The sequence below is a fragment of the Bacillus sp. SW14 genome (genome assembly GCF_047608225.1).
GTDB classification, from domain to species: Bacteria; Bacillota; Bacilli; order Bacillales; family Bacillaceae; genus Bacillus; species Bacillus subtilis_G.
The window spans coordinates 3,145,078-3,160,616 of the sequence record NZ_JBLKRW010000001.1 but is presented as its reverse complement, the minus strand read 5'-3'; the positions used below and the strand labels follow the sequence as shown (position 1 = coordinate 3,160,616).

The window sequence follows — 15,539 nt, the reverse complement described above, 5'->3', positions numbered from 1 at the left end:
CATCAGGATGAACACAATACGAAGTCAGTGGAAAGACATCGTAACGAGTAAAACATTATTAATTCCCATCATTGCCATTTTGTTTGTCCCGCTTATTTACAGCGGCGTGTTCTTAAAGGCTTATTGGGACCCATACGGCACAGTTGACCAGCTCCCTGTCGTTGTCGTCAACCAAGATAAAGGAGCAACGTATGAAGGAGAAAAGCTTCAAATCGGTGATGACCTGGTCAAAGAATTAAAGGATAATAAAAACTTTGATTGGCATTTTTCCAGTGATCTCGACCAATCATTAAAGGACTTATTAAATCAAAAATACTATTTGGTTGTCGAGATTCCTGAGGATTTTTCTAAGAATGCCAGCACTGTATTGGACAAAAATCCGAAAAAGCTCGATCTGAAATACCATACGAATGCCGGTTCAAACTATGTAGGGGCAACGATCGGTGAAAAAGCGATTGATAAACTGAAAGCCTCTGTTTCAAAAGAAGTGACCGAGCAATATACGAAAGTCATTTTTGATAACTTTAAAGATATCGCAAAAGGTTTGAGCGACGCGAGCAGCGGCGCGAAAAAAATTGATGACGGCACAAAGGATGCGAAAAACGGAAGCGCCCAGCTGAAAGAAAATTTGGAGAAGCTGAAGGAAAGCACCGCCACCATCAGTGACAAAACGGCGCAGCTTGCAGATGGAGCGGCAAAGGTAACAAGCGGCATCCAATCGCTTGACAGCTCGCTCGGAAAATTCCAGGACAGCAGCAACCAGATTTATGATAAATCTAGTCAGCTTGCAGCAGGATCAGGCAAGATAACGGGCAAACTGAATGAACTGAATGCCGGCCTTCAAAAGGTGCAGCAGGGCTTGCCTAATCTCACAAACGGGCTGGATCAGCTCAACAGTAAAGCCCAAGAAGGTTCTGAGAAAGCAGCAAAAGCGGAAAAGCTCATCAATGCGCTCGATTTAACGAAGCTTGAAACAGCTGTGAACAACCTGGAAAAGTCAGAAACAGCGATGAAGGAATTAAAAAAACAGCTGTCTGATTTTGAAAACAGCTTGAAAAACCGTGATCAGGCATTTAAAAATCTCATCAATTCGAGTGACTTCTTAACAGCGGAGCAAAAAAGCCAGCTGATCAATTCTGTTGAAAAGAAGCTTCCGCAAGTTGATGCGCCTGATTTTGATCAAATGTTAAGCCAGCTTCCTGCTGCTGATCAGCTGCCTGACATTGCAACGATAAAAAGCTCATTGGAAGATGTGAAAGCAGAGGTTGCACAGGTGAAGGCATTACCGGAAGCTACCTCTAAGCTTTATAACGGCGCAAAAGCCACTCAAGATGCGATTGACAAATTAACTGCTGGATCTGAGAAGATATACAATGCTTCACAACAGCTGACAGATGGACAAAATAAATTGACAGCTGGTATTGGTGAATATAATAAGCAATTCGCAAAAGCAAAAGCAGGCTCAGAGCAATTGGTGACAGGAAGCAGCCAAGTATCCGGCGGCTTGCTGAAACTGTTAGACGGGTCTAAACAAGTCCAAAACGGATCATCAAAACTTGCAGAGGGATCTGAATCACTTGATACAGGTTTAGGCAAGTTATTGGACGGCACAGGCGAGCTGTCTAGTAAGCTGAAGGACGCGGCAGATCAAACAGGAGATATCGATGCTGACGATCAAACATACGGCATGTTTGCCGATCCTGTTAAAACGAATGATGACGCCATTCATTCCGTGCCTAACTACGGTACAGGGCTGACACCTTATATCCTGTCAATGGGCTTGTATGTCGGCGGCATCATGCTGACGGTTGTTTTCCCGCTGAAAGAAGCGTCAGGACGTCCGAGAAACGGTTTTGAGTGGTTCTTCAGCAAATTCAATGTCATGATGCTTGTTGGAATCATTCAATCGGTAATTGTGGCGACGGTTCTTCTGCTGGGAATCGGCCTCGAGGTTGAGAGCACGTGGAGATTTTACGTGTTCACGATCATTACGAGTCTTGCTTTCCTGGCGATGATTCAATTTTTGGCTACAACGATGGGCAACCCGGGACGATTTATCGCAGTCATTATTTTAGTGCTGCAGCTGGGAGCGAGCGGGGGAACATTCCCGCTGGAATTGCTTCCGAATTTCTATCAAGTCATCCACGGCGCATTGCCGATGACCTACAGCATTAACGGATTCAGAGCGGTCATTTCAAACGGCGATTTTGGCTACATGTGGCAGATGGCCGGCGTCTTAATTGGCATCGCCCTCTTTATGATATTGCTGAGCATTACTTACTTTATGATGCTAAGCCGGAAGGAAGAAACATCGGAAGAACAGCCGGCTTCATAATGAAAAAGAACTTGTTTCCTTCGAAACAAGTTCTTTTTTTGTTACATACCCCATTTAACAAGTAATCCTGTATAGGTTAATCCGCCGCCAAACCCAAACAGCATCACGGTTTGATCTTTTCTCAGCTTCCCGGCTTTGACTGCGAGATCAAGTGCCAAAACAATCGAAACAGAAGACGTGTTTCCATAATATTCGACACTGGTGAGCGTTTTTTCAATCGGGAACGGTGTTTTTTCACATATCGATTCGATCATGCGCAAGTTGGCGCTGTGAGGGACAAACCAATCGAGCTCGCCGCTTGACAGCCCTGCCTGTTGCAAAAGGCGTTCAAATTCGCGGGGGACGGTTCTCACTGCCCATTTATACACTTCACGGCCATTTTGAACCATTTTACCGGAATCAGCAAGGGGAACCCCATTTAGTTCATTTCGCAGCCCGGCACGGTACAATATATCTCCGCTGTTCCCGCTTGTTCCTTGGACAGACGCAAGAAATCCAGGCGTCTCTTCATCTCGTTCAACTAACAGCGCCCCCGCAGCGTCACCGAACAGCACGCATGTCGTTCGATCGGTATAATCCGTTACTTTTGACAATGTCTCTCCGGCGATGACGAGAATTTTTTGATGGAGGCCGGATGTGATCAATCCATTAGCCAAATGAAGGCCGTATGTCAGCCCGGCACACGTCGCATTAATATCCAGAGCGCCTGTGTTTTCCCAGCCGAAATATTCCTGCACGCGGCATGCCGTACTCGGAAAGGCATAATCGGATGTTGTTGTGGCAACAAGAATCATATCGACATCATCAAGTGACCCTCCATAACGGCTCTTGAGATCCTTTATCGCTTCGATGCATAAATCAGAGGTGAACTGCTGTTCATCCGCTATCCGGCGTTCTCTCATTCCTGTGCGCTGAACAATCCATTCATCAGACGTATCAACGATCTTTTCTAAATCAGCATTGGTTAAGCGTCTGCTCGGCGCATAGGTGCCGATAGCTGTAATTTTCGCTTTTGACATATGAATCACTCCTTGTGATCAGATTATAACACTAGATATTAGTATCTGGTACTAAAAAAGAGGATTTTTCGCAAAAAAAGAGAAAATGTGAAATAGAGAATCTATGAAATAGAAAAAGGAGGCTGAAAAATGGTCAGTCAAGGAGCGGTAGTCTTTATGGCGCTATCAGGGGCTATTGCGTTTTTATTGCCAATCGGGCTGATTGTATGGTTTAAGCGTAAGTATGGCGCCTCGCTTAAGGTGTTCTTTATTGGCGCTCTCACGTTTTTTGTCTTTGCCCAGCTGTTGGAGGGCGGCGTTCATGTTTATGTGTTGCAAGTAAATGAAATGACGAAAGAAGCCATGCAGAATCCATTGTGGTATGGCATTTACGGCTGCTTGATGGCCGGGATTTTTGAGGAATGCGGAAGGTATATCATGATGCGGTTTTTTATGAAGCGCCATCATGCTTGGGCGGATGGACTGGCTTTTGGGGCAGGCCATGGCGGGCTTGAGGCTGTACTGATTACAGGCTTGTCCTCTATCTCACTTATTGTATACGCATTTGCGATCAATAGCGGAACATTTGAACAGCTTTTGATCAATGACGACATCAAACAGGCGCTTCTGCCGATTCAGGAACAGCTGCTGCATACGCCTTCGTATGAATGGCTGCTGGGCGGAATAGAAAGAATCAGTGCCATTGCTGTCCAAATCGGGCTGTCCCTGCTTGTCCTGTATGCGATTAAAAGCCGCCGGCCGCAGTTTCTGCTGTACTCTATCCTTTTACATGCGCTCTTTAATGTACCGGCGGTTTTATACCAAAAAAGAATCATAGAACATGCTGCTGTTGTTGAAATCGTTGTTGCTCTCATAGCGGCCGTATCAGTCTATTGGATTGTAAAAGCAAATAGGCTGTTTCAATAAAAAGTCCAAGCAGCAGTACAGCCCGCTTGGAAAAATGTGAATGGAAATATTCATGAAGCATGGGTCATCAGAATATTTCTGATTCAGTCTTTAGCAATGACAGCAAGAGTGTCTGTGTTTTTTACAAGAGAAACAATGGTGTTTCTTTTTCTTCTTCTTCTCGCAAGGGTCATGGCATTCTTTCTTTTTCTTGCAATGGTCGTGGAAATCTTTATCGAACCACTCGTCAAAGAACCAAAAATCATCGAACCAATCGTGACAATGATGTTTCCGTTCATGTGAATGACGACAGCACATAGATATCCCTCCTCTTCCCATGCTCTCTACAGCATATGAGAGATTGATATGAAAAGATTGGACGGGTCCCTCGGGAAAAGAGTATATTTTAAATAGAAAAATAAAAGGAGGAATGTCCTATGACGTCCGTACGTAAAACGATGGAGCTCATTAAAGAACTTGTATCAATTCCAAGCCCGACAGGAAATACATATGAGGTGATCAATTATATTGAAAGCCTTTTAAAAGAATGGAAGGTACAAACGGTTCGGAACCATAAGGGCGGCTTAATTGGAACCCTTCACGGACGCGACACATCCCGGCATCGCATGCTGACGGCACACGTTGACACCCTCGGCGCTATGGTGAAAGAAATTAAAGCTGACGGCCGGCTGAAAATCGATTTGATCGGCGGCTTCCGTTACAACTCGATTGAAGGGGAATATTGCCAAATTGAAACCGCATCGGGAAAAACGTATACAGGAACCATTTTAATGCATCAAACGTCCGTGCACGTATACAAAGACGCGGGAAAAGCTGAGCGGAATCAAGAGAATATGGAGATTCGCCTTGATGAACCTGTTCACTGCCGGAAAGATACGGAAGAGCTTGGCATTGGCGTCGGAGATTTTGTGTCGTTTGATCCCCGTGCCGAGATCACATCAAGCGGATTTATTAAATCACGCCACTTGGATGACAAAGCAAGCGTCGCCTTATTGCTGCGCTTAATCCATCAAATTCAAACAGAAGACATTGAACTTCCGTATACAACTCATTTTCTTATTTCGAATAATGAAGAAATCGGATACGGCGGGAACTCGAATATTCCTCCTGAAACAGTCGAATATTTGGCGGTCGACATGGGGGCGATCGGTGACGGGCAGGCGACAGATGAATATACAGTATCCATCTGTGTGAAGGATGCAAGCGGGCCGTATCATTATCAGCTGAGAAAGCATTTAGTCCATTTAGCCGAGAAGCATCATATCGACTATAAGCTTGATATTTATCCATACTATGGGTCGGATGCGTCAGCAGCGATCAAATCCGGGCATGATATTGTTCATGGCCTCGTCGGGCCGGGAATTGACGCTTCGCATGCATTTGAACGCACTCATCAATCATCTCTTCGCCATACAGCCAAGCTTCTGTACTATTATGTACAGTCACCGATGGCAGAGGAGAAAGGCGAATGAACATTTATGAGATGAAAAGCACATTCGGCTGGGAGGGAGATGGCGGCTTAGGAGAACAGCTGATTCAGCAAATCCTCGCCGGAGAAAAAACAGCCACGTGCGCCCCGAAATCTTTATATTCAAAAGATGAATTGAGGGAAGTGTATCAAACGGCGGGGCAGCTTGTTACCGTTTATGATAAGCATGACAATCCGAGATGCAATATAAAAGTGACAGATGTGTTTGAAACGACCTTTGGAGCACCTGATATGAGGTTAGTCAAAGGAGAGGGCAATGGAGATCGAATTGAGAAATTTCAGGAAGACCACCGGATGGCATGGGCGGAACTGATCAAAAACGGTGAATTAGAGCTGAATGAGGATACAGTTTTGATGACAGAGCTGTTTGAGCTTGTTCATGATTAAAAAAGCCTGCGGGGCAAGAACCCCGCAGGCTTTTCATTAACCGGAAATGGTTGCGTTTTGGTCTGCTTTGGCTTGGGACATGACAGTTTCTGCTTTCGCAGGATTAAACATGCCTTCCCATTTAGACATCACAACGGCAGCAAGCGCGTTACCAGTCAGGTTGACAACTGTACGTGCCATGTCCATGATGCGGTCTACGCCGGCAATAAAGGCAAGTCCTTCAGCCGGAACGCCGATCGTGCCAAGTGTCGCAAGCAAGACGACAAAAGAAGTACCAGGCACGGCAGCCATCCCTTTAGATGTAACCATTAGGACCAGCACAAGCGTAATTTGGTGCCAAATCGTCAAATCAATACCGTATACCTGTGCCAAAAACAGCGCGGCAATAGATTGATAGAGAACGGAACCGTCTAAGTTGAACGTATATCCGATTGGAATGACAAATGAAACAATGCCTTTCGGGCAACCGATTTTCTCCATTTTTTCCATGATGCGAGGAAGAACTGTTTCAGAGCTGGACGTACTGAACGCCAGTAAGATTTCGTCCTTCATGTAAGCAAGGAATTTGAAGATGTTGATGCCGGCAATTTTTGCGACAATTCCAAACACGACAATCAAGAAGAAAGCTAGTGCGACATACACCAATCCGACGAGCTTTCCGAGAGAAAGAAGAGAACCGAGTCCAAATTTAGACACAGTCACTCCGATAAGCGCGAAAACACCGAATGGAGCCACTTTCATCACGAGGTTTACAACGTGGAACATGGCATGGGACACACCTTCAAAAAAGGCTAATACAGGCTTGCCTCTTTCACCGATCGCAGAAATACCCAATGCAAATAGCACCGTAAAGCAGATGATGGCAAGAAGGTCTCCTTCGACTAAGGATTGGAAGAAGTTTGTCGGTACAATATGTAGGAACGTTTCAGCTACTGTTTTATTACTTTGCTCTTTTTCAGTTTCGACATATTGACTGATATCTGATTTTTGAGCTTCGTGTATATTAACTCCTGTACCCGGATGGAAGATGTTTGCAAGTGCTAGTCCGAGAATGATGGCAAAAGTCGTAATGATCTCGAAGTACAGAATCGTTCTGAAGCCTAATTTACCGACTTGCTTTCCATTTCCTGCGCCGGCTACACCGATGATTAAGCTGGAGACAACAATAGGAATCACTATCATTTTGATTAAGCGTAAAAAGAGATCCCCGATTGGCTGCAGGTAAGCAGGCAATGCTGGGTTGCCGTACCAAATAACGCCAACAATAACACCTAGAATAAGTCCAACGAATATTTGTGTGGCTAATCCAAACTTTATTCTTTTCATAGATTACCTCCCAAAAAACAAAGTATCAACATATATCATGAATTGACATATATTTAATCTCACTATTAGATCAAATTATAATAGATAAGAAATGAATTCGTCTATAGTAAATTATATTTAGAAAATAAATAATATTATAAATCAGAATTAAAATCACCATAATTAGCTAAAAACGAGTGATCTTTGACCCAACCTGACTATTATCTCGAAATAAAGTTTTATGAATTAAAAGAAAATCCCGCGCATCACGCGCGGGATTTTCGCTCATTATAAATCGTTAACTTTTATACAGTCATTGCAGGTATTTCCATAACACTCATGCTGCTCTTCTATCTTTTTTCCGCATTCCGCGCACTTTTTCGAAGGCAGGTTTCTAAAAAATTCAGTGATTTTCCCAAGCATAACCAATCCCTCTTTCCCCTTTGTAGTGTCTTCATTGTAATATAACAGATTTAAAAAATCAATAACTGTTTTGATACAATGTTTAAAACATGCTTTTTTTAAGAAAAATGGGTATATTGAAGGAGGATCAATTTTCTTGAGAAGATAGGAGGACATTATGAAAGTTACAGTTATCGGATGCTATGGCGGTTTTCCGGCCGCAAATGAAGCGACGTCGGGCTATTTGTTTCAGTCAGGTGATTACTCGTTGCTAGTCGATTGCGGCAGTGCAGTATTATCGAAGCTGTTTGGATATGTACCGGCGGAAAAGCTGAATGCGGTGATTCTGTCTCATTATCACCATGACCATATCGCAGATATCGGGCCGCTGCAATTTGCCAAGCAGGTCGGTTCGTTTCTCGGCAAAGGAGAGCATACGCTTCCGATTTACGGACATGATGCTGATATAGAACAGTTTCAAAAGCTTACATATAAAACACATACGAAAGGAATTGCCTATCAGCCGGATCAGCCGCTGACTGCCGGTCCGTTTACGATCACCTTTTTAAAAACGATTCACCCGGTGACGTGCTATGCCATGCGGATTGCTGATGGCAGCCATACTGTCGTTTATACGGCAGATTCCAGCTATCAGGATTCATTTATTCCGTTTTCGGAAAATGCCGATTTATTGATCTCAGAATGCAATTTTTATGCCGATCAAGACGGGGCAAGCGCAGGCCATATGAACAGCCTGCAAGCCGGGCGAATTGCAAAAGAAGCGAAAGCGGGAGAGCTGCTGCTGACGCATTTGCCTCATTTCGGCGTTCATAACAATCTTCGCGAAGAAGCGAAAACCGTTTTTAACGGCGAAGTGAATATTGCAACATCAGGTTTTGTGTGGGAAGGATAAAGGAGGAGCACCATGTTATTTATCGACAATCAAAATATCAATGATCCGCGGATCAACCTTGCTATCGAGGAGTACTGTGTAAAACATTTAGATCCTGAACAGCCGTATTTGCTCTTTTATGTGAATCAGCCGTCTATTATCATTGGCAAAAACCAAAATACAATAGAAGAAATCAATACAAAATATGTAGAAGAAAACGGGATTATCGTCGTCCGCCGTTTATCAGGCGGAGGCGCTGTGTATCATGACCTCGGGAATTTGAACTTCAGCTTTATTACAAAGGACGACGGAGACAGCTTTCATAACTTCAAAAAGTTCACTGAGCCGGTGATTCAGGCGTTACATCAGCTCGGGGTTGAAGCGGAATTGAGCGGCCGGAACGACATTGTAGCGGGTGGCCGGAAAATATCCGGAAACGCCCAGTTTTCGACTAAAGGACGCATTTTCAGCCACGGCACCCTCATGTTTGATTCTGCCATTGATCATGTTGTGTCAGCATTAAAGGTGAAAAAGGATAAAATTGAATCAAAAGGCATCAAATCAATCAGAAGCCGCGTGGCAAACATCAGTGAGTTTCTTGATGATAAAATGACCACGGAGGAATTCCGCAGCCATTTGCTTCGGCATATTTTCAACACAAATGACATTCAAAACGTGCCGGAGTATAAGCTGACAGAAAAAGATTGGGAGGTTATTCATCAAATTTCGAAAGAGCGCTATCAGAATTGGGATTGGAACTACGGCCGCTCACCGAAATTTAACCTTAATCATTCAAAACGTTATCCGATCGGGTCAATTGATTTACGCTTGGAAGTCAAGAAAGGCAAAATTGAGGACTGCAAAATCTTCGGAGATTTCTTCGGTGTCGGTGATGTATCTGAAATTGAAAACCTGCTGGTCGGAAAACAATATGAACGCAGCGCCATTGCTGATGCGCTGGAAGGTGTGAATCTCAAGCATTACTTTGGGAACATTACGAAAGAGGATTTCCTTGATCTGATTTATTAAGGCGAAACACATGGTTTGAAAGAGCGATTGTGTTTTTGAAATAATGGAGGCAGGAGGGATTCACATGAAAGTGTTATTAATCGGAGCGAACGGACAAATCGGACAAAGACTCGTTTCCCTATTCCAAGATAACCCTAGCCATTCTGTAAGAGCGATGGTCAGAAAAGAAGAACAGAAAGCGTCTCTCGAAGCTGCCGGTGCAGAAGCTGTGCTTGCGAATCTGGAAGGCAGCCCGGAAGAAATCGCCGCCGCGGCAAAAGGCTGCGACGCGATCATTTTCACAGCGGGTTCCGGCGGCAGCACTGGCTATGATAAAACGCTGCTGGTTGATCTGGACGGAGCGGCAAAAGCCATTGAAGCTGCGGATATCGCGGGCATCAAACGGTTTATTATGGTCAGTACCCTGCAAGCCCACAACCGTGAAAACTGGAGTGAATCACTAAAACCTTATTATGTGGCCAAGCATTACGCTGATAAAATTCTCGAATCCAGCGGTTTAACCTATACAATTATCCGTCCGGCAGGCCTTCGCAATGAGCCTGGAACGGGAACTGTTTCAGCAGCCGCTGATCTGGAACGGGGATTCATTTCCCGTGATGACGTGGCGAAAACGGTCATTGCTTCTTTAGATGAAACCAATACGGAAAATCGGGCTTTTGATCTGACAGAAGGAGATACACCGATTGCCGAAGCATTAAAGAAACTATAACAGAACTGACACTCGGGGCTTTTTGCTCTTGAGTGTTTTTTTGTGTTTCTCTATAATGAAGAAGAAAGCTTATCTTCAATAATGAATGACTGTTCATTCACTATAAGGGGTGGGAGAATGAATCTCGTTTCGAAATTGGAAGAGACAGCATCTGAGAAGCCCGACAGCATCGCATGCAGGTTTAAGGATCACATGATGACGTATCAGGAGCTGAATGAAAGAATTCAGCGATTTGCGGACGGCCTTCAGGAAGCCGGTATGGAGAAAGGGGACCATCTTGCTTTGCTGCTTGGCAATTCGCCGGATTTTATCATCGCATTTTTTGGTGCGTTAAAGGCTGGGGTCGTGGCCGTGCCTATCAATCCGATGTATACGCCGACAGAAATCGGTTATATGCTGACAAATGGCGATGTAAAAGCGATCGTGGGTGTTGATCAGCTTTTGCCGCTTTATGAAAGCATGCATGAATCACTGCCGAAGGTTGAGCTCGTCATTTTATGTAAGACGGGAGATGCCGAGCCCGAAGCTTCAGACCCAGAGGTCAGAATGAAAATGACAACGTTTGCAAAAATAGCGCGCCCGACATCTGCCGCTAAACAAAGCCCAAAGCTTATCCCTGATGATAACGCGGTTATTTTATATACGTCAGGAACGACCGGAAAACCGAAAGGCGCGATGCTGACCCATCAGAATCTGTACAGCAATGCCAACGATGTCGCCGGCTATTTGGGAATGGATGAGAAGGACAATGTCGTCTGCGCTCTTCCTATGTTTCACGTGTTTTGTTTAACGGTCTGCATGAATGCTCCGCTGATGAGCGGCGCAACTGTCTTAATTGAATCTCAATTCAGTCCGGCATCTGTTTTTAAGCTCGTTAAGCAGCAGCAGGCGACCATTTTTGCAGGTGTTCCTACGATGTATAATTACTTGTTTCAGCATGAGAGCAGCAAGAAAGATGATTTTTCTTCCGTCCGGCTGTGCATTTCGGGAGGTGCGGCCATGCCAGTCGCGCTGCTGACGGCGTTTGAAGAAAAATTCGGCGTTACCATTTTGGAAGGCTACGGGCTCTCGGAAGCCTCACCTGTTACATGCTTTAACCCGTTTGACAGAGGCAGAAAACCGGGCTCCATCGGGACAAGTATTTTACATGTCGAAAACAAGGTCGTAGATCCCCTCGGACGCGAGCTGCCCGATCATCAGGTCGGCGAATTAATCGTAAAAGGCCCCAATGTGATGAAGGGCTATTATAAAATGCCGATGGAAACAAAGCATGCGCTAAAAGACGGGTGGCTTTATACGGGGGACTTGGCGAGACGGGATGAGGACGGCTATTTTTACATTGTTGACCGGAAAAAAGACATGATCATTGTAGGAGGATACAACGTGTATCCTCGTGAGGTGGAGGAAGTGTTGTACCGCCACCCGGATGTCAAGGAGGCGGTTATCATCGGCGTGCCGGACGCCCAAAGCGGGGAAGCGGTAAAAGGGTATGTTGTACCGAAACACTCTGGCGTAACAGAAGCAGACATCATGCAGCACTGTGAAAAACATCTGGCAAAATACAAACGGCCTGCCGCCATAACGTTTCTTGACGACATTCCGAAAAACGCGACGGGGAAAATGCTCAGGCGGGCGCTGAGAGATATTTTGCCTCAATAAAATGAAAAAGCGAAGCGGCGAAGCTTCGCTTTTTCATTTTCAATCCTTTGCTTCTTTTTTCACAATGTTCAGCAGCGCCTTTGTGTCGCTTTTATTTAATTTGTAGTACGTGCCGTCCTTCAAATAAACGGCTTGCTGGCTGCCGTCAATCCATAGTCTGAATGAGTCGTACCGGTCTTTATGAAACTTGATTGTCCCTTCGTAATCAGGGGTTGATGTTTTGTCTGTCTTCAGCTGTTTTCCCTGATTCATAATGTCCAGCATATCTTTGACGTTCTGCCTTCTTTCGATCTTGATATCTTCCCCGCCGCTTGAAGACAGCGTGATCAAATCCGCATCTACCGATTGATACACATCGCCTGACCGGCTGTAAAGATAGAAAAATGCAAGAAACACAAGACCGATAACCACGATGGCTGCCACTAATTTTTTCATTTGCATCACTCCAAACATTGTTAGTTTTCCCAGTGATCGGGCTTTCCATGCTTAAAAGGGCGGAAAAGTACGGCGCATAGCTTGGTTCTAAGAATTTGAATTTATGATTACAATAGAAGTAACGGGTTGATGTGAGGAGTGAGGCGTTATGCGCAAGTGGATTGCGGCGGCAGGGCTTGCTTACGTGCTGTACGGGCTGTTTTTTTATTGGTATTTTTTTCTGTCCGGTGATTCCGCAGTACCGGAGGCTGTGAAAGGGACGCAGGCTGATCCGGCTTCTTTCATGAAGCCGTCTGAATTGGCAGTGGCGGAGCAGTATTCAAATGTAAAGAATTTTTTATTTTTTATCGGGATTCCTCTTGATTGGTTTCTGTTCTTTGTATTGCTGGTCAGCGGCGTTTCAAAGAAAATAAAGAAATGGATGGAAGCGGCCGTGCCTTTTCGGTTTTTGCAGATCATTGGTTTTGTGTTTGTGCTTTCGCTGATCACAACGTTGGTGACGCTGCCTTTAGATTGGATAGGCTATCAAGTATCGCTTGATTACAACATTTCCACACAGACAGCGGCCAGCTGGGCTAAGGATCAGGTTATAGACTTTTGGATCAGCTTTCCGATCTTTACGCTTTGCGTTGTTGTGTTTTATTGGCTGATCAAACGGCATGAAAAAAAATGGTGGTTATACGCTTGGCTGTTAACAGTGCCGTTTTCGCTGTTTCTGTTTTTTATTCAGCCTGTCATTATCGATCCTTTATACAATGATTTTTATCCGCTGAAAAACAAAGAGCTTGAAAGCAAGATTTTAGAGCTGGCAGAAGAAGCCGAGATTCCGGCTGATCATGTATATGAAGTGAATATGTCTGAAAAAACAAATGCGCTTAATGCCTATGTCACAGGCATCGGAGCCAACAAACGGATTGTATTGTGGGATACGACGCTGAACAAACTTGACGATTCAGAAATTCTCTTTATTATGGGCCACGAAATGGGCCATTATGTCATGAAGCACGTCTATATCGGATTGGCTGGCTATTTGCTCGTGTCGCTCGCTGGATTTTATGTCATTGATAAGCTTTATAAGCGGACGGTCCGCTTTACCCGCAGTATGTTTCATTTGGAGGGACGGCATGACCTTGCAGCCTTGCCGCTGTTGCTGCTTTTGGTGTCTGTTTTGAGCTTTGCGGCCACGCCTTTTTCTCATGCTGTCTCGCGTTATCAGGAGAATCAGGCTGACCAGTATGGGATCGAGCTGACGGAGAACAGAGAAGCAGCTGTTAAAACGTTTCAGGATTTGGCCGTGACGGGGCTGAGCCAGGTTGATCCTCCGGTGTTTGTAAAAATTTTCAGAGGCAGCCACCCTTCGATCATGGAGCGGATTCAACACGCGGAAAAAGAAGAGAATAAACCAGAACAGGATCATGACAAATAAAAAGAAGCAGGTATGGAGGAACCTGCTTCTCAGGCTGTCGAGAAAATCTCGACAGCCTTTATTTTCCCTTAAAATATCCATTCTCCTGTAATAAAATAAAAGAAAGACTTAAAAGGACGGTGTCTTTCTCATGTTCCATACAAGAAACTCTTCTCAAAACGCTGCCGAATTTGTTCTGCTTGACCAACTCGTCGAAGAGGATCATTTGCTTCGAAAAATTGATAAACACATTGACTTCTCTTTTATCATTGAAAAGGTTAAGCCCTACTACAGCGAAAACAAAGGCCGCCCCTCACTCGATCCGCTGATTTTATTCAAAATGATGTTTATCGGCTACCTCTACGGTATCCGTTCAGAAAGACAGCTTGAAAAAGAAATTTACTACAATATGGCGTATAGATGGTTTTTGGGACTGAATATCAATGACCCAGTTCCGCACCACTCCACCATCAGCTGGAACAGACGGACACGCTTTAAAGATACAACTATTTTCCAAGACATTTTTGATGAGATCGTTCTTCAGGCCATCAATCATGACATGGTGGGCGGACGTGTCCTTTTCACCGATTCAACTCATCTGAAAGCCAATGCCAACAAGCACAAATACACAAGAAAAACGATTGAACAGGATACACAAAGCTATATCAAAGATTTAAATGAAGCCATCCAGGAAGATCGGGAGGATCACGGAAAAAAGCCATTACCGGCCAAAGAGGAGGTGAAAGCTGAAAAAGAGATCCGCCACAGTACCACTGATCCGGAAAGTGGATATATGTATCGTGAAAACAAACCGGAGGGTTTCTTTTACTTAGATCACCGAACAACGGATATGAAACATAACATTATCACCGACGCCTATGTCACGCCTGGAAATATCCATGATTCTGTGCCTTATCTTGACCGATTAGACCACCAAATGGCACGATTTAATTTTGAAGTAGAAGCCGTCGCTCTTGATTCTGGTTATTTAACGACTCCGATCTGTAAAGGACTAGCCGACCGCCATATTTTTGGCGTTATTGCCCATAGACGATATCACCCTACTAGGGGCTTGTTTCCAAAATGGAAGTTTCATTATGACAGTGAAAAAGACAGTTACATTTGCCCGAACCAGCAGGTACTTACATACTCAACAACTGACCGAAAAGGCTACCGGTCATATAAATCAAATCCTGAAACCTGTTCCGCATGCCCATTGCTTGAGCAATGCACAAGATCAAAGAACCGCCAGAAGGTCATCACCCGGCATGTATGGGAGGACCACAAAGAAAAGGTCAGACAAAATCGTTTGTCTGTTTCAGGGAAAACACTCTATAAAAAAAGAAAAGAAAAAATAGAGCGAAGCTTTGCAGATTCAAAACAGCTGCATGGGCTTCGCTATTGCAGGTTGAGAGGAAAACGGAATGTGAGTGAACAAGTTCTCCTCACAGCCGCATGCCAGAACATGAAGAAGATTGCCACATACCTAGCCAAGCAGGGCTAGGTATGTGGGAGCGCTTTTTCTGCTTTTGAAATCAGCTGAATATCTAAAGAAACATTACAAAAC

Annotated in this window: 15 protein-coding genes; 11 read left to right on the top strand and 4 right to left on the bottom strand. The window is 44.5% G+C overall.

Features of this window, described 5'->3' with window-relative positions:
• Positions 1-7: 7 nt before the first annotated feature.
• A complete protein-coding gene (locus tag ACMX2I_RS16345; protein ID WP_414957500.1) occupies positions 8-2,335 on the top strand; it encodes a YhgE/Pip family protein in 2,328 nt (775 codons plus the stop codon).
• 41 nt (positions 2,336-2,376) lie between these two features.
• Here the strand turns inward: ACMX2I_RS16345 and fabHB are convergent, their stop codons facing one another.
• A complete protein-coding gene (fabHB, locus tag ACMX2I_RS16340; protein WP_414957499.1) occupies positions 2,377-3,354 on the bottom strand; it encodes a beta-ketoacyl-ACP synthase III FabHB in 978 nt (325 codons plus the stop codon).
• Between the two features lie 129 nt (positions 3,355-3,483).
• Between fabHB and ACMX2I_RS16335 the strand changes: the two genes are divergently transcribed.
• The 4 genes from ACMX2I_RS16335 to ACMX2I_RS16320 all read left to right on the top strand — a co-directional run bounded on the left by ACMX2I_RS16335 (position 3,484) and on the right by ACMX2I_RS16320 (position 6,136).
• A complete protein-coding gene (locus tag ACMX2I_RS16335) occupies positions 3,484-4,260 on the top strand; it encodes a YhfC family intramembrane metalloprotease (RefSeq protein WP_414957498.1) in 777 nt (258 codons plus the stop codon).
• A 96-nt stretch (positions 4,261-4,356) separates the two neighbouring features.
• Positions 4,357-4,542, top strand: a complete 186-nt coding sequence (locus tag ACMX2I_RS16330; protein WP_394715052.1) for a hypothetical protein — start codon at positions 4,357-4,359, stop codon at positions 4,540-4,542.
• 134 nt (positions 4,543-4,676) lie between these two features.
• On the top strand, positions 4,677-5,732 hold the full coding sequence (locus ACMX2I_RS16325) for a M42 family metallopeptidase (protein ID WP_414957496.1): 1,056 nt from the start codon (positions 4,677-4,679) through the stop codon (positions 5,730-5,732).
• A complete protein-coding gene (locus ACMX2I_RS16320) occupies positions 5,729-6,136 on the top strand; it encodes an ASCH domain-containing protein (protein WP_414957495.1) in 408 nt (135 codons plus the stop codon). Before ACMX2I_RS16325 ends, ACMX2I_RS16320 begins: the two co-directional genes overlap by 4 nt.
• A 36-nt stretch (positions 6,137-6,172) precedes the next feature.
• On the opposite strand, the gene gltT is transcribed toward ACMX2I_RS16320, so the two are convergent.
• Positions 6,173-7,462, bottom strand: coding sequence for a glutamate/proton symporter GltT (gene gltT / locus ACMX2I_RS16315; protein WP_394714525.1), 1,290 nt, complete (start codon positions 7,460-7,462; stop codon positions 6,173-6,175).
• A gap of 267 nt (positions 7,463-7,729) precedes the next feature.
• Positions 7,730-7,864, bottom strand: a complete 135-nt coding sequence (yhfH, locus tag ACMX2I_RS16310; RefSeq protein WP_333561974.1) for a protein YhfH — start codon at positions 7,862-7,864, stop codon at positions 7,730-7,732.
• Between the two features lie 157 nt (positions 7,865-8,021).
• On the opposite strand from yhfH, the gene ACMX2I_RS16305 reads away from it, so the two are divergent.
• The 4 genes from ACMX2I_RS16305 (at position 8,022) to lcfB (ending at position 12,132) form a co-directional block, all read left to right on the top strand.
• A complete protein-coding gene (locus tag ACMX2I_RS16305; protein WP_414957493.1) occupies positions 8,022-8,756 on the top strand; it encodes an MBL fold metallo-hydrolase in 735 nt (244 codons plus the stop codon).
• A 12-nt stretch (positions 8,757-8,768) separates the two neighbouring features.
• Positions 8,769-9,764 carry a lipoate--protein ligase LplJ gene (lplJ, locus tag ACMX2I_RS16300; RefSeq protein ID WP_289346840.1) on the top strand — a complete coding sequence of 332 codons (996 nt, stop codon included), beginning with the start codon at positions 8,769-8,771 and terminating at the stop codon, positions 9,762-9,764.
• Positions 9,765-9,828: 64 nt separating this feature from the next.
• Entirely contained in the window at positions 9,829-10,473 is a 645-nt protein-coding gene (locus ACMX2I_RS16295; protein WP_414957492.1) for an SDR family oxidoreductase, read from the top strand.
• A 117-nt stretch (positions 10,474-10,590) separates the two neighbouring features.
• Positions 10,591-12,132, top strand: coding sequence for a long-chain-fatty-acid--CoA ligase LcfB (gene lcfB / locus ACMX2I_RS16290; RefSeq protein WP_414957491.1), 1,542 nt, complete (start codon positions 10,591-10,593; stop codon positions 12,130-12,132).
• Positions 12,133-12,171: 39 nt separating this feature from the next.
• Here lcfB and ACMX2I_RS16285 read toward each other — a convergent pair whose 3' ends face one another.
• Positions 12,172-12,567, bottom strand: a complete 396-nt coding sequence (locus ACMX2I_RS16285) for a hypothetical protein (RefSeq protein ID WP_414957490.1) — start codon at positions 12,565-12,567, stop codon at positions 12,172-12,174.
• A gap of 148 nt (positions 12,568-12,715) precedes the next feature.
• Between ACMX2I_RS16285 and ACMX2I_RS16280 the strand changes: the two genes are divergently transcribed.
• Positions 12,716-13,993, top strand: coding sequence for a M48 family metallopeptidase (locus tag ACMX2I_RS16280; protein WP_414957488.1), 1,278 nt, complete (start codon positions 12,716-12,718; stop codon positions 13,991-13,993).
• 130 nt (positions 13,994-14,123) lie between these two features.
• Positions 14,124-15,476: an IS1182 family transposase gene (locus tag ACMX2I_RS16275; RefSeq protein ID WP_414957487.1), complete on the top strand. Its 1,353-nt coding sequence runs from the start codon at positions 14,124-14,126 to the stop codon at positions 15,474-15,476.
• The last annotated feature ends 63 nt before the right edge of the window (positions 15,477-15,539 follow it).